Source organism: Streptomyces sp. NPDC055013, from assembly GCF_053608645.1.
Genome location: NZ_JBSGVW010000021.1, coordinates 123074 through 138814, shown reverse-complemented (window position 1 = coordinate 138814; position 15741 = coordinate 123074). Strand labels below are relative to the sequence as shown.

Below are 15741 nucleotides of genomic sequence, written 5' to 3'. Positions count from 1 at the left end.
CATCCGCATGACCGTCATCACCGAAACCCTCGTCGAGGACAGCCAGTTCGGCACGCTGACCGTCCGTCTGGACACCGGGCGCGGCGAAGTCGTCGTCGAGGGCGCGGCGGTACCGCGGATCGTACTGAGCCGGTCCGTCGGCACCGAGGCCGAGGAGCACATCCCCGTCGGCACCCGGGCCGGCGACCGGCTCACGCTCACCGTGGACGGCGCGCAGGCGGACGTGCGCCCGGCGAAGGGGCGGCTGACCCGGCGTTCGTACGCGGTCGACGTCCGGCATGCCGGCCATGTCTGGCGGCTGCTACCCGACTCCGTGCCGGACAGTCTGCTCCTGCGCGACGGGCGGCCCCTCGGTGAGTTCACCTCCCAGGGCAACGGCGAGGTCTCCGCCGAGTGGCGCGCGGACGCGGCCCCCGAGGCCATGGACGTGAGCCTCGGACACGCCCTCGCAGCCGGATTCGGCACGGGGGCGCAGCCGATGTGGATGCTGGTCGTGGATGCGATCGGGGATCTGATTCCCTGACGCGGTGCCGGCATGGGAAAGGGGCCCGGAGAGTTCTCCGGGCCCCTTTCCGCTGCGTGCCGCTAGTCCTTGGCCTTCTTCGGCCGCCACACCACCAGCGCGCTGGTCTGCTGCACCTCCTGGTACGGCACCAGATCGCGGCGGTACGACGCGTGCACCGCCGCCTCGCGCTGCTGCATCGCCGCGGCGGCCCCTTCGACGGCGGCCTGGAGTTCGGCCACCCGGGACTGGAGCGCGGCGACCTGGTTCTCCAGTTCGATGATGCGCTTGATGCCGGCGAGGTTGATGCCCTCGTCCTGCGACAGCTGCTGGACGGTGCGCAGCAGTTCGATGTCACGGGCCGAGTAACGGCGCCCCCGGCCCGCGGTGCGGTCCGGAGACACCAGGCCCAGGCGGTCGTACTGGCGCAGGGTCTGCGGGTGCAGGCCGGACAGCTGGGCCGCCACCGAGATGACGTAGACCGGGGTCTCCTCGGTCAGTTCATACGGGTTGCGTCGACGACCGTCCATCTGACTCATGCTCCCTTCGCGGCCTGGAACAGCTCCGCACGCGGATCCTCACCCGCGGTCGCCTCGCGATACGCCTCGAGCGCGTCACGAGCCTTCCCCGTCAGGTCCTTCGGAACACTCACCTCGACGGTGACCAGAAGGTCGCCGCGGGTGCCGTCCTTGCGGACCGCGCCCTTGCCCCGCGCCCGCATGGTGCGGCCGTTGGGTGTGCCGGGCGGCAGTTTCAGGGTGACCGGCGGTCCGCCCAGGGTGGGGACCCTGACCTCGCCGCCGAGGGCCGCCTCCGTGAAGGTCACGGGGACGGTCACCGTGAGGTTGTCCTCCTTGCGGCCGAACACCGGGTGCGCGTCGACGTGCACGGTGACGTACAGGTCGCCGGAGGGGCCGCCGCGCTCGCCGGGTGCGCCCTTGCCGCGCAGGCGGATGCGCTGGCCGTCCGACACCCCGGCGGGGATGCGGACCTGCATGGTGCGCGAGGACTTGGCCCGGCCGCTGCCCTTGCACTCCATGCAGGGGTGCTCGGCCATCAGACCGCGCCCCTTGCAGTCCGGGCACGGGTCGGTGAGGGAGAAACCACCGCCCGAGCCCCGCGCCACCTGGCCGGTACCGACGCAGGTCGGGCACACCCGCGGTGTGCCGTTCTTGTCGCCGGTGCCCGCGCAGGCCTTGCACGGTGACTGCGAGGACATCCGCAGCGGGACCGTCGCACCCTCGATCGCCTCGGTGAAGCTGAGGTTGACCTCGGTGTCGATGTCCTGGCCGCGCCGGGGCTGGGTACGGGTCGTCCCCGTGCCGCCGCGGTTGAACAGGCCCCCGAAGACGTCGCCGAGTCCGCCGCCGAAGCCGCCGGCTCCTCCTTGGCCGCCGCCGCCCTGGGCGCCGCCTCCGAAGAGGTCGCCCAGGTCGAAGTTGAAGGAGCCGCCCGCGCCGCCCGGCCCCGGGCGGAAGCCGCCGTTGCCGAACAGGGCGCGAGCCTCGTCGTACTCCTTGCGCTTCTTGGGGTCGCCGAGGACGTCGTTCGCCTCGGAGATCTCCTTGAAGCGCTCCTCCGCCTTGGCGTTGCCCTTGTTGGCGTCCGGGTGGTTCTCGCGGGCGAGCTTGCGGTACGCCTTCTTGATCTCGGCCTCGGTGGCGTCCTTGGGGACGCCGAGGACCTTGTAGAAGTCCTTCTCGATGAAGTCCTTGGTGCTCATCCTCGACGTGCCCCCTTCCCGTAGTCCCTCGTCAGTTCAACGTCAGCCCTCGTCCGGGCCACCGCTCTCCTTGTCGTCGGCCGCCTCGGCAGACTCCTCCTTGACGGTCTGCGCGCCCGGCTGGGGCTCGGCGACGGCCACCCGCGCGGGGCGGATGGTGCGCTCGCCGATGCGATACCCGGGCTGCAGGATCGCCACGCAGGTCGTCTCGGTGACGTCCGGCGCGTAGGAGTGCATCAGGGCCTCGTGGATCGTCGGGTCGAAGGGCTCGCCCTCCTTGCCGAACGCCTGCAGTCCCATCTTCGCCGCGACGGTCTCCAGCGACTCCGCGACGGACTTGAATCCGCCGACGAGCTCGCCGTGTTCACGCGCGCGGCCGATGTCGTCGATCACGGGCAGGAGCTCGGTCAGGAGGTTCGCGATGGCGATCTCCTTGACCGTGATCCGGTCCCGCTCCACGCGGCGGCGGTAGTTCTGGTACTCGGCCTGGAGCCGCTGGAGGTCCGCCGTGCGCTCGCCGAGCGCCGTACGCACCTGGTCCAGCTGGGCCACCAGGCCCGGGTCTGCTGCTCCGTCCCCGGCCGGGGCCGCCCCTTCCTGAGGGGCGGCCTTCGACTCGGCGTCGTCAGGGGTCGCGCCGGAGGGGACGTCGGGCTTCTCCTCGAAGCCCGGGGTCTCCTCCGTCATTACGCGGCACCGTCCTTGCGCTCGTCGTCCACGATCTCGGCGTCGACGACGTCGTCGTCAGCGGCCTTGCCGCCCGGGGCAGCGCCCTCCGGACCGCCGGCAGCGCCCTGCGCGGCCTGGGCGTCGGCGTACATGGCCTGGCCGACCTTCTGCGAGACCGCGGCGACCTTCTCGGTGGCGGTGCGGATCTCGGCGGTGTCCTCGCCCTTGAGCGCGGTCTTCAGCTCCTCGACGGCGGCCTCGACCTCGGTCTTGACCTCGCCGGGGACCTTGTCCTCGTTGTCCTTGAGGAACTTCTCCGTCTGGTAGACGAGCTGCTCGCCCTGGTTGCGGGACTCGGCGGCCTCGCGGCGGGCGTGGTCCTCCTCCGCGTACTTCTCGGCCTCTTCGCGCATCCGGTTGACCTCGTCCTTCGGCAGCGAGGAGCCACCGGTGACGGTCATCTTCTGCTCCTTGCCCGTGCCGAGGTCCTTCGCGGTCACGTGCATGATGCCGTTGGCGTCGATGTCGAAGGCGACCTCGATCTGCGGGACACCGCGCGGGGCCGGCGGCAGACCGGTCAGCTCGAACATGCCGAGCTTCTTGTTGTACGCCGCGATCTCGCGCTCGCCCTGGTAGACCTGGATCTGCACGGACGGCTGGTTGTCCTCGGCCGTCGTGAAGATCTCGGACCGCTTGGTCGGGATCGTGGTGTTGCGCTCGATGAGCTTGGTCATGATGCCGCCCTTGGTCTCGATACCGAGGGACAGCGGGGTCACGTCGAGGAGCAGGACGTCCTTGACCTCACCCTTGAGAACACCGGCCTGCAGGGCGGCGCCGATGGCGACGACCTCGTCCGGGTTGACGCCCTTGTTGGCGTCCTTGCCGCCGGTCAGCTCGCGCACCTGCTCGGCGACGGCGGGCATACGGGTGGAGCCACCGACGAGGACGACGTGGTCGATCTCGTTGATGGAGACGCCGGCGTCCTTCATGACGTTGAAGAACGGGGTCTTGCAGCGCTCCAGAAGGTCCGCGGTCAGCTGCTGGAACTGAGCCCGGGTGAGCTTCTCGTCCAGGTGCAGCGGGCCCTCGGCGGAGGCGGTGATGTAGGGCAGGTTGATCGAGGTCTCGGTGGACGAGGACAGCTCGATCTTGGCCTTCTCGGCAGCCTCACGCAGACGCTGGAGAGCCATCTTGTCCTTGGCGAGGTCCACGCCGTGACCGGACTTGAACTGCTGGACCAGGTAGTCGACGACGCGCTGGTCCCAGTCGTCACCACCGAGGTGGTTGTCACCGTTGGTGGCCTTCACCTCGACGACGCCGTCGCCGATCTCCAGGAGGGACACGTCGAAGGTGCCGCCACCGAGGTCGAAGACGAGGATCGTCTGGTCGTCCTTGTCGAGGCCGTACGCGAGCGCGGCCGCGGTGGGCTCGTTGACGATGCGAAGGACGTTCAGACCGGCGATCTCGCCGGCCTCCTTCGTCGCCTGGCGCTCGGAGTCGTTGAAGTACGCCGGGACGGTGATGACCGCGTCGGTCACCTTCTCGCCCAGGTAGGACTCGGCGTCCCGCTTCAGCTTCTGCAGGATGAAGGCGGACATCTGCTGCGGGTTGAAGGGCTTCCCGTCGAGCTCCGTCTTCCAGTCGGTGCCCATGTGGCGCTTCACGGACCTGATGGTCCGGTCCACGTTGGTGACCGCCTGGCGCTTGGCGACCTCGCCGACAAGCACTTCGCCGTTCTTCGCGAAGGCGACGACGGACGGCGTGGTCCTGGCACCCTCGGCGTTGGTGATGACGGTGGGCTCGCCGCCTTCGAGAACGCTGACGACGGAGTTAGTCGTGCCCAGGTCGATGCCGACCGCACGTGCCATGGTTGATTCCTCCAGCTGACTTGAGTGGAACGGACTCAAGTGTGCATGACGGCTCGCAACCGGTCAACAGAGCTGAGTCGACCCCACTCAACTCTTATCCGTTCCTTACACGCAACTGGGCTCCGACCTGCGACGATGTGGCCTGCGCGGGCGGGCGAACAGCACCCCCCACGGGAAAAGAGGGGTGACGCCGAGACCCGTACGGCTTGATGTGCAGCATCGCGAATACGGTGACGAGGGCACCCACTCCCACCCAGAACGCCCCGGACGGCGCCATCCATCCCATGTGCACGAGGACGCCGACGAGCACTCCGGAGAAGCCCGCGACCCCCAGCAGGACCGTCCCACCCTGCGGGGTGAGTCCGACCCGGCGCAAACGATGGGCGAAATGGTCGGGCCCGCCCCGCAGCAGGGGCCGTCCGGCCAGCCGCCGGGACAGCGCCACGAGGAGTACGTCGGCGGTGGCGAAGGAGGTGAGCGAGTAGAGCACGGCCGCGCTCGACACGGGGTCGTGCCCGGCCCGGGTGATGACGGCGGACGCGGCCAGCACGAACCCGACGAACAGGGACCCGCACGCCCCGAGCCCGATCCGCGCGGGATGCCAGTTGTGCATGAGGAACCCGGTCAGGGCGGCCGCCAGCACACTGAGCAGCACCGCGAGTTCGTCCATCACCTCGGCCGCCGCGCAGATACCGACGCCGAATGCGGTGAGCACCCCGACGGTGCCGGCCAGTGCGTCCGCATGGTCGAGCGCCTTGAACCCGATGGCCACGAGAACGATCCAGCCGATGGCCACCAGCCCCAGCAGGATCCCGGTGTCGCCGTACGGCACCACGCAGGCCGCCGCCACCGCCGTACCGCCGATCAGGAACCGCGCCTTCACCCGCCGTACGTCGGCGACCAGCCCGAGCGCGGCGACGGCACCCGCGGCGACCACCAGCCGCATGATCTCCGAGCCCAACGGGGCGAACCGGGTCCACTCCCCGGCGGCGGCCACCAGGCAGGTCACGAGCGCGACGGCGACACCGCCGAGCAGGGGCGTCGGCCGCTGGCGCCGGCGGTCGAGGATGCCGAAGCGCAGGGCTGGCAGCCGGAGCAGCGCCGCGAGCAGGGCGGCGAGCAGCAGGGCGGTGGTGGCGGCGGCGATCCCGTAAAGCACGGGGATAGGTTAGTGCCGTATATACCATTTCGGGATGAATAACACGATCGGTTCTTAAGGCAACCCTCAGCGACTCACATCACTCCGTGCCTGGCTACAGTGCGGCGGAGGATGCGGGTAGTCTCAGAGGACTACATAAGTTACCGCTTAGTAATGTCGAGGACACCCTCGAACCACCCCCTCGCAGGCCCGAGGAGCCCCGAAATGCAACTCGCCGCGATCATCGTGTCGCTGGTGCTGACCGTGGTCGGCGTTGCGCTGCTCGCACGCGCCATCGGCCAGTTCGTCCGGTACTTCAAGCTCGGCCAGCCGGTGCCGGCCGGCAGCCGGACCGACAACCCCTACGCGCGCAGCGTGACGCTCGTGCGGGAGTTCCTCGGCCACACCCGGATGAACCGGTGGGGCATCGTCGGAGTCGCCCACTGGTTCGTGGCGGTCGGCTTCCTGACGCTGCCACCGACCCTCGCCCAGGCATTCGGTCAGCTCTTCCAGGCCGACTGGACGCTGCCGATCATCGGCGGCTTCCTGCCGTTCGAGCTGTACATCGAGTTCATCGGTGTGATGACGATCCTGGGCATCGCGGTGCTCATGGTGATCCGCCTGCTCAGCCTGCCCTCGCGCGCGGGCCGCAAGTCCCGCTTCGCGGGCTCGAAGTCCGGGCAGGCGTACTTCGTCGAGTACGTCATCCTCACGATCGGCCTCGCGATCTACGTGCTGCGCGGCCTCGAGGGCGCGATCCACCACGTGGAGCACTACGAGGCCGCGTACTTCGCCTCGTACCCGCTGGTCCTGGCCTTCAAGGGCCTGAGCCTGTCCACGCTCCAGACGCTGATCTACTTCACCGCGATGGTGAAGATCAGCACCTCGTTCATCTGGATGATCGTGGTCTCGCTCAACACCAACATGGGTGTGGCCTGGCACCGTTTCCTGGCGTTCCCGAACATCTGGTTCAAGCGCGAGGCGACCGGCGGGACGGCCCTCGGCGGCCTCCAGCCGATGACCTCCGGCGGCAAGCCGATCGACTTCACCGACCCCGGTGACGACGACGTCTTCGGTGTCTCCCAGGTCGAGCAGTTCTCCTGGAAGGGCCTGCTGGACTTCTCCACCTGCACCGAGTGCGGCCGCTGCCAGTCGCAGTGCCCCGCCTGGAACACGGGCAAGCCCCTCTCCCCCAAGCTGCTGATCATGTCGCTGCGCGACCACGCGCACGCCAAGGCGCCGTACCTGCTGGCCGGCGGCGGCAAGACCATGGAGGGCGAGGAGAAGGCGTCCGAGGAGCAGCTGAAGGACGTCCCCGCGGCCGCCCTCGCGGAAGCCGAGCGTCCGCTGATCGGCAGCGCCGAGGAGAACGGCGTCATCGACCCGGACGTCCTGTGGTCCTGCACCACCTGCGGCGCCTGCGTCGAGCAGTGCCCGGTGGACATCGAGCACATCGACCACATCGTCGACATGCGCCGCTACCAGGTGATGATCGAGAGCGCGTTCCCGTCCGAGGCGGGCACGATGCTCAAGAACCTGGAGAAGAAGGGCAACCCCTGGGGCCTGGCGAAGAAGCAGCGCCTGGAATGGCTCAAGGAAGTCGACTTCGAGGTACCGGTCGTCGGCAAGGACATCGAGGACCTCACCGAGGTCGAGTACCTCTACTGGGTCGGCTGCGCCGGCGCCCTGGAGGACCGCGCCAAGAAGACCACCAAGGCCTTCGCGGAGCTGCTGCACATGGCGGGCGTCAAGTTCGCCATCATGGGCGGCGACGAGAAGTGCACCGGTGACTCCGCCCGCCGCCTCGGCAACGAGCCCCTGTTCCAGGAGCTCGGCATGGAGAACGTCATGGCCCTGAACATGGCGTTCGGCGAGGAGATGGACGACGACGGCAAGGTGACCGAGGAGTCCCGCAAGCCCAAGTCGGCCAAGAAGATCGTCGCCACCTGCCCGCACTGCCTCAACACGATCGGCAACGAGTACCCGCAGATCGGCGGCGACTACGAGGTCATCCACCACACCCAGCTGCTGCAGCACCTGGTGGACGAGGGCAAGCTGGTCCCGGTGACCCCGGTCGAGGGCATCATCACCTACCACGACCCCTGCTACCTGGGCCGCCACAACAAGATCTACACGCCCCCGCGCGAGATCATCGCCAGCGTCCCGGGCATCCGCAACGAGGAGATGCACCGCCACAAGGAGCGCGGCTTCTGCTGTGGCGCCGGTGGTGCGCGGATGTGGATGGAGGAGCGGATCGGCAAGCGCATCAACAACGAGCGCGTCGACGAGGCTCTCTCGGTGAACCCGGACATCGTCTCGACGGCCTGCCCGTTCTGCCTGGTCATGCTCACGGACTCCGTGAACGGCAAGAAGAACGACGGCACGGCCAAGGAGTCCATCCAGGTCGTCGACGTCGCCCAGCTGCTGCTGGAGTCGGTCAAGACCCCGGTCCCGGACGACGAGCCCCCGGCGGGCACCGCCGAGGCGGAGAGCGAGCCGGAGCCCCAGCCGGTCAAGTAGGAACCGCCACGGCAATCCCTACGGCAGTCCGACGCCCCCACGCCCCGCAGGGCCTGGGGGCGTCGCCGTACGCTCGACAGTTGTACTTTTGCGGCAGAACCCGCTCCGGAAGGACCACCTCGTGATCATCTTCGGCACCAAGGGCTACCTCTACCAGCTGGCGATACTGACGCTGGTGTGCGGCCAGTGCGGCAACCCCTCCGCGCACACGCTGCGCAAGCGCGTCACGAAGTTCACGCTGTTCTTCGTGCCGCTGTTCCCCGTCTCGACCAAGTACGCGACGCAGTGCACGTTCTGCGGCGCGGAGCAGAAGGTGACCGGCGAGCAGGCGGAGCAGCTGCAGGCGCAGGCCGCCGCCGGCGGACAGCCCGGCACCCACGGCGGTCAGCACCCCTACGGGCAGCCGCAGCAGCCGTACCAGTCCTGAGCGGCCTACGGCTTCGGCTGCTTGGGTCCGTTCATCGCGTCGGCCGCGTGCCGGGGGCCGGGCCGTGACGAGAACTGTCCGACGAGTTCGCGAAAGCAGACCAGGGCGGTGATCGGCGGAATTCCGACGACCACCATCGCCAGCAGGGAATGCGCCGACTGGCCGATGCACAGCGCCACCGCGGTCCCGGAGGAGATCAGCATGACGGCCCAGGAACGCCGGGCCGTCCGACGCTGAACGGAAGCCCGCAGGATGGACAGACCCGCCAGCAGCCACGGTCCATAGACCGTCAATGGCCACCAATGGGCCAGATTCGGCGACACCACCAGCAGCGCGATGGAGCGCAGCTGATCGTACGAATACGAAATGGACCAGGTGAGCATCGTGACCGCACACAGGGTGATGAGTGTGACCAGGACCCCGACGGTGAAGATCTTTGGGTTTCCGGCAAGGATGTGATTGCTGGGCTGAGGCCGCTTTCGATGGACCGGCCGGGGCGGGGGCCTGTCACGGTGTGCCGGCGGCGGGGTCGGAGCAGGAGTGGGAACAGGAGCGGCGGAAAGATCCAGGCCCTGCGTCGTGTTCAGCATCTGGGCCAGCTCTTCGTCCAGATCCCAGCCGCCCGGCGACGAGATCGCCGCATCGGGGACATGCCAGAGGTTCTGCATGTCGAGCTGCTGAGTGTAAAGAGGCTGTTCGCCTACCGCGTCATAGTCGGCCCTCATCGCTAGAACCTTTCCCCTTCCATCGTGGCCCGGAGATATTCGCTCTCCATCCGGCTGATGGTTCTCAGAAAGTCCTCAAGCAGATCCGAGCAGTGCGTGATGCCTTCCGCAGTGGTCTGATCAGCTGCCTGAAGCGAGCGGAGCGTACGACCCTCAGCTGCATGTTTTTCATGCCAAGTCACGCCCACCTAACGAGTACCGCGCGGGGCAGGACATCTGGCATTCGGGGGAATATGCGTCAACGGTGATTATCTAAAATATCCAACGAAAATCTATGACGCGGTGTTATCGAGGGACTTACTATTACCGGCTCCATTGGTCCGGGCAGGTCACAGCCGACGCGTCGTCGGCGGCTCGGCGCCGCCTAGGCCAGTCCCGTCCCGGGCGGCGTCGGTGAGCCGGTCCCGCTCGACCCTTCACGTCGGCGAGTGCAGGGACCCGGGGGTTCGGGGGGTCACGACTGAGGGGCGGCCCCGTAGGTCCCGTACCGCGGAAGTCCCGCCGCCTCGAAGACGTGCACGGACAGTCCGCCGGCTGTCGTCTGCCGGCTGACGAGCCGTAGGCCCGCGGGGGCGCCGCCGTCCGGGAACAGGCGTCGGCCCTGACCGACCACGACCGGGGCGATCGCGAGCCGCAGCGTGTCGATCAGCCCGGCGGCCAGCAGGGACTGGGCGAGCCGCGCGCTGCCGTGGATCTGCAGCTCCCGGCCCGGACGTTGCTTCAACTCGGCCACCTGGGCGGGCACGTCACCGGACAGGATCGTGGTCGGATTCCAGTCGGCCCTGGTCAGGGTGTGGGTGGCCACGTACTTCGGGAGACCGTTCAGCGGCCCGGCGTTCGGGTGGTCGGTCATCTTCGGCCAGTCCCTGGCGAAGTTCTCGTAGGTACGCCGCCCGAACAGGAACCCGTCCGCCTCCCCGAGCCAGCCGCCGACCAGCCGCTCGAACTCCTCGTCCGCATACGGCACGAACCAGCCCCCCTGCGTGAACCCGTCACTGGTGTCCTCGTCCGGGGACCCGGGCCCCTGGGAGACACCGTCCAGCGACAGAAACTCCTGCACCGTCACCTTCATCGCACACACCGTTTCCACTCGGGGCCCTGGATGTCCTGTCCTGTCCGGGGCACGTCGGATCTCTGTACCCCCTTTGACCTTCCGCGGGGCGGGAACTCATCGACGGCTGCCGCCTCCTCCTTGCCGCACCTATCGATATTCAATAGATTTCCATCGTGGGACGATAGGAAGGACGACAGGGATGGGAAAGCTGACCGTGCTGGCACTGCGCGTCGTGCTCGCGATGTTGCTCGTCGGCTCGTTGTTCGTGCAGGCGGTGATGGTGCCGCTGATGGCCGGTGACCTGGAGGGGCTCCGCCCGGAGTACGCGTATCTGCGCGCCCCGCTGCTGACGCTCGTGTTCCTGGGCGTGCTGGCGGGCCAGGTGATCGTGGTCTGCGTCTGGCGGCTGGTGACGATGGTGCGCCGCGGGACGGTGTTCTCCCACGGCGCCTTCCGCTACGTGCACATCGTGATCGGTGCGATCGCGGCGGCCTCCCTCCTGGTGTTCTCGCTCGGTGTGCTCCTGGCCCCCGGCGAGGCCGTGGCTCCGGGTGTCGTCCTGCTGATCGGCGGGGTCGCCACGGCGGTGATGGGCGTGGCGCTCATCGTGCTCGTGCTGCGGATGCTGCTCGCCCAGGCCGTGGCGCGTGACGTCGAGGCGACGGCGATGCAGGCCGAGTTGGAGGCCGTGATCTGATGCCGATCGTCGTCGACATCGACGTGATGCTGGCCAAACGGAAGCTGTCCGTGGGCGAGTTGGCCGACCGCGTCGGCATCACCCCCGCCAACCTGGCCGTACTCAAGAACGGCCGTGCCAAGGCCGTGCGTTTCACCACCCTCGAGGCCCTCTGTGAGGTGCTCGAATGCCAGCCGGGGGACCTGCTGCGCTGGGAGGGGAACGGAGCGACGGACCTCTGAGGCCGGCCGGAGCCCTGCGCGATAGCGTGCCGATCATGGCGGACTGGGGGCTTCGGCCGGCGTCGGCGGACGACGTCGAGGCGGTGGCCGCCTTGCGTGCCGTGGTGCTGCGGGCGGATCTGGAGCGGCTCGGACGGTACGACGAGCGGCGGGTGCGGCAGCGGCTGCGGGACGGATTCGATCCGGCGCACACCTGGGTGATCGAGGCGGGCGGCGCCTTTGCCGGCTGCGTGGCGCTGCGACCGGCCGAGGACGGTCGGCGGCCGCAGCGGCGGCAGGAGCTGTGGCTGGAGCACTTCTACCTGGCCCCGCCTCTTCAGGGCCGGGGTATCGGTTCAGGCGTGCTGCGCGAACTGCTGGAGCGGTGTGACCGCGACGGCGTCCTCGTCCGGCTGAACGTCCTGCAGGGCAGCCCGGCCCGGCGGCTGTACGAGCGGCACGGGTTCACGGTCGGGTCCGAGGACGCGGTGGACGTGTTCATGGTGCGCGAGCCGAACGGAGCGCCCGGGGCGAACGGTCAGGAGAGCCAGTCGCTGTAGCGGGTGGGGGCGAGGTGGGCTTCCTTGTCGGTGAGGACGTCGCCCTTGACGACGGCGAACATACCGGCGGTGGGGTCGGTGACGACCGTACGGCTGTCTCCCTTGTGGGCCAGAGTCGCACGGCCCAGCTCGTCCAGGGTGAAGACCTCGGGCCCGCCGATGTTGCGAATGCCGTTCAGCGGGGCGCCCACGGCAACGTCCGTCACCGCCCTCGCCACGTCCTTGGCGGCGATCGGCTGGATCGGCGTGGCGGGCAAGCGGACGGTGTCGCCGTCGGCCGTCCAGGACATGACGGCGTCCATGAACTCCATGAACTGGGTGGCCCGCACGATCGAGTAGGGGATCGGCCCGGCCGCCAGCACGCTCTCCTGGAGGGACTTGGCCCGGTAGTAGTCCAGCTCGGGCACCTGGTCCACGCCGACGATCGAGAGGATGACGAAGTGGCCGGCGCCGCCCTTGCCGGCCGCGGCCAGCAGGTTGTCCATCGAGGTCCGGAAGAAGGCCGGGGAGGCCTCGTCGAAGGTCGGGGAGTTCGTCAGGTTGACGACGACTTCGGCCCCCGCCACCGCCTCGTCCAGCCCCTGGCCGGTGATGACGTCGACGCCGGTGGACTGCGAGTGCGGCACCGCCTCGTGCCCGACGGCGTTCAGATTGCTGACGACCTGCGACCCGATGAGGCCGGTACCGCCGATGACCGCGAACTTCATGAGATGCCTTTCGTCGCGAGCGTCTTTGCAATGTGGCATGTGCAGAACTAGGTGGGCATGGCAAGAAAGCGCCGCCCGGCCGGCTGAACGCGGCTCCTGTCAGCAGCCGGGGACGAACGTGACCGTCTCCTCCAGCGGCGCCCGGCCCGTGCGCGCCTCCCGCACGGTGACGTCCTCGAACCCGATCGACATGCCGCAGAAGAGGATGAGCTCATCCGGCGGCGCCAGTACCTCCGCGACGGTCTTGCGGTACTTCGCCCACGCCATCTGCGCGCAGCTGTGCAGCCCCTCGGCGCGCAGCAGGAGCATGACGGTCTGCAGATACATGCCGACGTCGGACCACTGTGCCGACCCCATGTCACGGTCGAGGTAGCAGAACAGGGCGGCGGGCGCGCCGAAGCAGTCCCAGTTCGCGGCAGCGGCCCGCTGGCGCGCCTCCAGGTCCTCACGGGGGATGCCGAGTCCGCCGTACCGCTGCTCGCCGAAGGCGAATCGGCGTTCGCGGTAGGGGGACTTCAGATCGGGCGGGTACTGCTGGTACTCCGGCTCGTCCCAGGGATCGCCCGACACCACGCGTTCGCCGGCGCGCTTCTTGAGCCCGGCCAGCGGTGCGCCGGTCAGCACATACGCGTGCCACGGCTGGACGTTCGACGCCGAGGGGGTCCATGCCGCGGCGGTCAGCACCCGGGCCAGCACCTCCTTCGGGACCTGCCGGTCGGTGAACCCGCGCACTGCCCGTCGGCTCGTGACCGCCTCGTAGACGTCCAAGGTCGCCTGCCTCCTCTTTGCTCGGTGCGTCCGTCTCCGTTGCAGTCGCGACGGTATCATTCGATACCGTCTCGTGTTTAACTATGGTCGATCTCAAGCCATGTCCGTCAGCCCCTGGTGTCCCCGCCTCGGGCGCCCCCCTTGGAGAAAGCCCATGGCCACGCTGCTGCACATCGACTCGTCCGTACTCCCCGGCGAGGCGTCCTCGTCCCGTTCGGTCGCGGCCGCCTTCCGTACGGCCTGGCAGGAGCAGCACCCGGAGGGAGCGGTGATCTACCGTGACCTCGCCGCCGACCCCGTCCCGCACATCACGGCCGGCGCCTGGTCCGCCGGCTACACCACCCCGTCGGAGCGCACCACGGAGCAGTCCGCCGCGTTCGCCGCGCGGGTGCGGCTCATCGAGGAACTGGAGGCGGCGGACGCCGTACTGATCGGCGCCCCGATGCACAACTTCTCGGTCCCGTCGACCCTCAAGGCATGGCTGGACAACGTGATCCTCGTGGGCCGCACCGCGGGCGAGAACCCGTCCGCGCAGGGCACCCCGGTCACCGTCATCGCCAGCCGCGGCGGCTCGTACGCGCCGGGCACCCCGCGCGAGGGCTTCGAGTTCGTGCAGAACTACCTGGAGGCCGTCCTGAAGAGCACGCTCGGCCTGGACCTCGACTTCATCGTCCCGGAGCTCACCATGGCCCCCCGCAACCCGGCCATGTCCGAACTGGTCCCCCGCTACGAGGCCTCCCGTACGCGCGCCTTCGCGGACGCTGCCGCCAAGGCCAAGGAAGTCGCGGAGCGCGTCGCCGGGTGAGTGCCGCGTGCGTGCCGTGTGAGTGCTGGGGGAATGACCGGCGGACGGGCGCGCTGCGGTGCGCCCGTCCGCCCGTGCGCCCGGCGGACGGGTGCGCCGGTACGCTTACGCCTCGCCGTCCGCCGGATGGGCGAACCGGGTCAGCAGATCCCTCAGCTGCTCGGCCTCGCCCGGCCGCAGTCCGGCGACCAGGCGCTCGGCCCGCGGCTCCGCCGCCACATGGGCCGCGTCGAAGAGCTCCATGCCCTGCGGCGTGATCTCCACCGCCCGCACCCGCCGGTCTCCGTGCACGGCCTTGCGTACGGCCAGCCCCTTGCGCTCCAGGTCGTCCACGACCCGCATGATCCCGGCCTTGTCGGTCCCGGTGGCCGCCGCCAGGTCCCGCTGCACCGTGGGCCCGCGGTCCACCAGCACGATCAGCACGGCGAAATGCCGCAACTCGATGCCGAGCGGCCGGAGCGCCTCCGTCATCACCGTCTGCGCGCGCCAGTGCGCCCGGCGCAGCAACAGACCGAGAGCGAACGGCGACCCGTCACCGGGGCGGTCGGTCGCACGCGAGGCGGCGGGCACAGCGGGAACGTCGGCGGGCATGAGGCCACACTACAGCGACCGATTCACTCGAAACGGTATCAATCGAAACGAATGCGGCTACGACTCCTGCCTCTGAGCCCCGCTGCCACGGCCCGTCGCCGATGCGAATCCCAGCCATGTGTGGCGGTTGCCCCACCAGCACCAGCCGACCTTCGGGGCATTGCGCCGCTCGCGGCCGTCGCGTCCCGTGCCGTTGCTGATCCAGATCGCCGGAGTACGGGCGTCCAGGGTGCCGTTCGGCTTGCGCAGCCGGGAACCGATGGTCATGAAGCAGCGGTTGCGCTCGAGGATCGGCGGCTGCTGGAGCACCCAGTGGATGCCCTCGTGGAGCAGCAGCGGACTGCGCCCCTCCGCGGTCAGGGCGGGCAGCGCCTCCTCCGGGCTCCAGTTGGCCATGCGGTCGCCGCGGTCGAGGCCGGTGACGACGTAGAGCGGCGCGTCGGGCAGTTCGACGGAGTCGGGGGCGAAGTCGTCGACGTCCGGCATGTCGACGACGACGAAGCCGGGCTTGCCGTCACGGCGGAGCAGCGGGGCCAGGGCGGACGCGGGGACGCGGTCGGGGTGGACGGCGAGGAGCGCATCGCCCTCTCCGCCGCCGGTGCCGCCGGCGTTCGCCGCGAACGTGCGCAGCTCGTCGGCCGGCATCCCCGCGAGCTCATGCACCCCGAGCTCGATCAGGCGTGCCGCCTGGGCGGTGAGCGGCGGGAGGGCGGTCACGGTGGCGTCGGACGAGGTATCGGGCATGGTCCTCCTAGGTTCGCGGTTCGCAGCAGGCCTGAGGTCAACG

At 69.2% G+C, this 15741-nt stretch carries 18 protein-coding genes; 7 read left to right on the top strand and 11 right to left on the bottom strand.

The window, feature by feature from the left end; translation table 11 throughout:
* The first annotated feature begins 7 nt into the window (after window positions 1–7).
* A complete protein-coding gene (locus ACWGDB_RS24915; RefSeq protein ID WP_453824415.1) occupies window positions 8–523 on the top strand; it encodes a hypothetical protein in 516 nt (171 codons plus the stop codon).
* A gap of 62 nt (window positions 524–585) precedes the next feature.
* On the opposite strand, the gene ACWGDB_RS24910 is transcribed toward ACWGDB_RS24915, so the two are convergent.
* The 5 genes from ACWGDB_RS24910 to ACWGDB_RS24890 all read right to left on the bottom strand — a co-directional run bounded on the left by ACWGDB_RS24910 (window position 586) and on the right by ACWGDB_RS24890 (window position 5921).
* A complete protein-coding gene (locus ACWGDB_RS24910) occupies window positions 586–1032 on the bottom strand; it encodes a heat shock protein transcriptional repressor HspR (protein WP_037706704.1) in 447 nt (148 codons plus the stop codon).
* A gap of 5 nt (window positions 1033–1037) precedes the next feature.
* Window positions 1038–2225: a molecular chaperone DnaJ gene (gene dnaJ, locus ACWGDB_RS24905; RefSeq protein ID WP_453824414.1), complete on the bottom strand. Its 1188-nt coding sequence runs from the start codon at window positions 2223–2225 to the stop codon at window positions 1038–1040.
* A gap of 42 nt (window positions 2226–2267) precedes the next feature.
* Window positions 2268–2912, bottom strand: a complete 645-nt coding sequence (grpE, locus tag ACWGDB_RS24900) for a nucleotide exchange factor GrpE (RefSeq protein WP_328425405.1) — start codon at window positions 2910–2912, stop codon at window positions 2268–2270.
* Window positions 2912–4762, bottom strand: a complete 1851-nt coding sequence (gene dnaK / locus ACWGDB_RS24895) for a molecular chaperone DnaK (protein WP_383615265.1) — start codon at window positions 4760–4762, stop codon at window positions 2912–2914. Before dnaK ends, grpE begins: the two co-directional genes overlap by 1 nt.
* A 94-nt stretch (window positions 4763–4856) precedes the next feature.
* A complete protein-coding gene (locus tag ACWGDB_RS24890; RefSeq protein ID WP_453824413.1) occupies window positions 4857–5921 on the bottom strand; it encodes an MraY family glycosyltransferase in 1065 nt (354 codons plus the stop codon).
* A gap of 204 nt (window positions 5922–6125) precedes the next feature.
* Between ACWGDB_RS24890 and ACWGDB_RS24885 the strand changes: the two genes are divergently transcribed.
* On the top strand, window positions 6126–8420 hold the full coding sequence (locus ACWGDB_RS24885; RefSeq protein ID WP_453824412.1) for a (Fe-S)-binding protein: 2295 nt from the start codon (window positions 6126–6128) through the stop codon (window positions 8418–8420).
* A gap of 121 nt (window positions 8421–8541) precedes the next feature.
* The gene (locus tag ACWGDB_RS24880) at window positions 8542–8847 is read left to right on the top strand and encodes a zinc-ribbon domain-containing protein (RefSeq protein ID WP_383615256.1); all 306 of its coding nucleotides are present in this window, start codon (window positions 8542–8544) and stop codon (window positions 8845–8847) included.
* 5 nt (window positions 8848–8852) lie between these two features.
* Here ACWGDB_RS24880 and ACWGDB_RS24875 read toward each other — a convergent pair whose 3' ends face one another.
* Together ACWGDB_RS24875 and ACWGDB_RS24870 are read right to left on the bottom strand one after the other, a co-directional pair.
* The gene (locus ACWGDB_RS24875; protein WP_453824411.1) at window positions 8853–9572 is read right to left on the bottom strand and encodes a DUF2637 domain-containing protein; all 720 of its coding nucleotides are present in this window, start codon (window positions 9570–9572) and stop codon (window positions 8853–8855) included.
* Between the two features lie 454 nt (window positions 9573–10026).
* A complete protein-coding gene (locus tag ACWGDB_RS24870) occupies window positions 10027–10644 on the bottom strand; it encodes a dihydrofolate reductase family protein (protein ID WP_453824410.1) in 618 nt (205 codons plus the stop codon).
* A 181-nt stretch (window positions 10645–10825) separates the two neighbouring features.
* Between ACWGDB_RS24870 and ACWGDB_RS24865 the strand changes: the two genes are divergently transcribed.
* From ACWGDB_RS24865 to ACWGDB_RS24855, 3 genes are read left to right on the top strand one after another with little or no spacing between them, the layout of a single operon-like run.
* A complete protein-coding gene (locus ACWGDB_RS24865) occupies window positions 10826–11323 on the top strand; it encodes a DUF2975 domain-containing protein (protein WP_453824409.1) in 498 nt (165 codons plus the stop codon).
* Window positions 11323–11544 carry a helix-turn-helix domain-containing protein gene (locus ACWGDB_RS24860; protein ID WP_453824408.1) on the top strand — a complete coding sequence of 74 codons (222 nt, stop codon included), beginning with the start codon at window positions 11323–11325 and terminating at the stop codon, window positions 11542–11544. Before ACWGDB_RS24865 ends, ACWGDB_RS24860 begins: the two co-directional genes overlap by 1 nt.
* A gap of 35 nt (window positions 11545–11579) precedes the next feature.
* The gene (locus ACWGDB_RS24855) at window positions 11580–12083 is read left to right on the top strand and encodes a GNAT family N-acetyltransferase (RefSeq protein ID WP_453824407.1); all 504 of its coding nucleotides are present in this window, start codon (window positions 11580–11582) and stop codon (window positions 12081–12083) included.
* Here ACWGDB_RS24855 and ACWGDB_RS24850 read toward each other — a convergent pair.
* Complete coding sequence (locus tag ACWGDB_RS24850) at window positions 12062–12790, bottom strand: SDR family oxidoreductase (RefSeq protein ID WP_453824406.1); 729 nt, start codon at window positions 12788–12790, stop codon at window positions 12062–12064. The two genes, ACWGDB_RS24855 and ACWGDB_RS24850, sit on opposite strands and share 22 nt — an antisense overlap.
* A gap of 99 nt (window positions 12791–12889) precedes the next feature.
* Window positions 12890–13558, bottom strand: a complete 669-nt coding sequence (locus ACWGDB_RS24845) for a nitroreductase (protein ID WP_453824405.1) — start codon at window positions 13556–13558, stop codon at window positions 12890–12892.
* 154 nt (window positions 13559–13712) lie between these two features.
* Here ACWGDB_RS24845 and ACWGDB_RS24840 point away from each other — a divergent pair, with 154 nt between their 5' ends.
* Window positions 13713–14363 carry an FMN-dependent NADH-azoreductase gene (locus ACWGDB_RS24840; RefSeq protein ID WP_453824404.1) on the top strand — a complete coding sequence of 217 codons (651 nt, stop codon included), beginning with the start codon at window positions 13713–13715 and terminating at the stop codon, window positions 14361–14363.
* Between the two features lie 105 nt (window positions 14364–14468).
* Here the strand turns inward: ACWGDB_RS24840 and ACWGDB_RS24835 are convergent, their stop codons facing one another.
* Both ACWGDB_RS24835 and ACWGDB_RS24830 read right to left on the bottom strand, forming a co-directional pair.
* Window positions 14469–14954 carry a MarR family winged helix-turn-helix transcriptional regulator gene (locus ACWGDB_RS24835; protein WP_453824403.1) on the bottom strand — a complete coding sequence of 162 codons (486 nt, stop codon included), beginning with the start codon at window positions 14952–14954 and terminating at the stop codon, window positions 14469–14471.
* A 57-nt stretch (window positions 14955–15011) separates the two neighbouring features.
* Window positions 15012–15698, bottom strand: coding sequence for a DUF5701 family protein (locus ACWGDB_RS24830; protein WP_453824402.1), 687 nt, complete (start codon window positions 15696–15698; stop codon window positions 15012–15014).
* Between the last annotated feature and the right edge of the window lie 43 nt (window positions 15699–15741).

Bases quoted from the DNA above. Each gene is read 5' to 3' on its own strand.
- ACWGDB_RS24835 (WP_453824403.1), bottom strand. From the start codon at position 14,954: ATGCCCGCCGACGTTCCCGCTGTGCCCGCCGCCTCGCGTGCGACCGAC.
- ACWGDB_RS24885 (WP_453824412.1), top strand. From the start codon at position 6,126: ATGCAACTCGCCGCGATCATCGTGTCGCTGGTGCTGACCGTGGTCGGC.
- ACWGDB_RS24840 (WP_453824404.1), top strand. From the start codon at position 13,713: ATGGCCACGCTGCTGCACATCGACTCGTCCGTACTCCCCGGCGAGGCG.
- dnaK (WP_383615265.1), bottom strand. From the start codon at position 4,762: ATGGCACGTGCGGTCGGCATCGACCTGGGCACGACTAACTCCGTCGTC.
- ACWGDB_RS24850 (WP_453824406.1), bottom strand. From the start codon at position 12,790: ATGAAGTTCGCGGTCATCGGCGGTACCGGCCTCATCGGGTCGCAGGTC.
- ACWGDB_RS24860 (WP_453824408.1), top strand. From the start codon at position 11,323: ATGCCGATCGTCGTCGACATCGACGTGATGCTGGCCAAACGGAAGCTG.
- dnaJ (WP_453824414.1), bottom strand. From the start codon at position 2,225: ATGAGCACCAAGGACTTCATCGAGAAGGACTTCTACAAGGTCCTCGGC.
- ACWGDB_RS24875 (WP_453824411.1), bottom strand. From the start codon at position 9,572: ATGAGGGCCGACTATGACGCGGTAGGCGAACAGCCTCTTTACACTCAG.
- grpE (WP_328425405.1), bottom strand. From the start codon at position 2,912: ATGACGGAGGAGACCCCGGGCTTCGAGGAGAAGCCCGACGTCCCCTCC.
- ACWGDB_RS24865 (WP_453824409.1), top strand. From the start codon at position 10,826: ATGGGAAAGCTGACCGTGCTGGCACTGCGCGTCGTGCTCGCGATGTTG.
- ACWGDB_RS24870 (WP_453824410.1), bottom strand. From the start codon at position 10,644: ATGAAGGTGACGGTGCAGGAGTTTCTGTCGCTGGACGGTGTCTCCCAG.
- ACWGDB_RS24915 (WP_453824415.1), top strand. From the start codon at position 8: ATGACCGTCATCACCGAAACCCTCGTCGAGGACAGCCAGTTCGGCACG.
- ACWGDB_RS24910 (WP_037706704.1), bottom strand. From the start codon at position 1,032: ATGGACGGTCGTCGACGCAACCCGTATGAACTGACCGAGGAGACCCCG.
- ACWGDB_RS24855 (WP_453824407.1), top strand. From the start codon at position 11,580: ATGGCGGACTGGGGGCTTCGGCCGGCGTCGGCGGACGACGTCGAGGCG.
- ACWGDB_RS24830 (WP_453824402.1), bottom strand. From the start codon at position 15,698: ATGCCCGATACCTCGTCCGACGCCACCGTGACCGCCCTCCCGCCGCTC.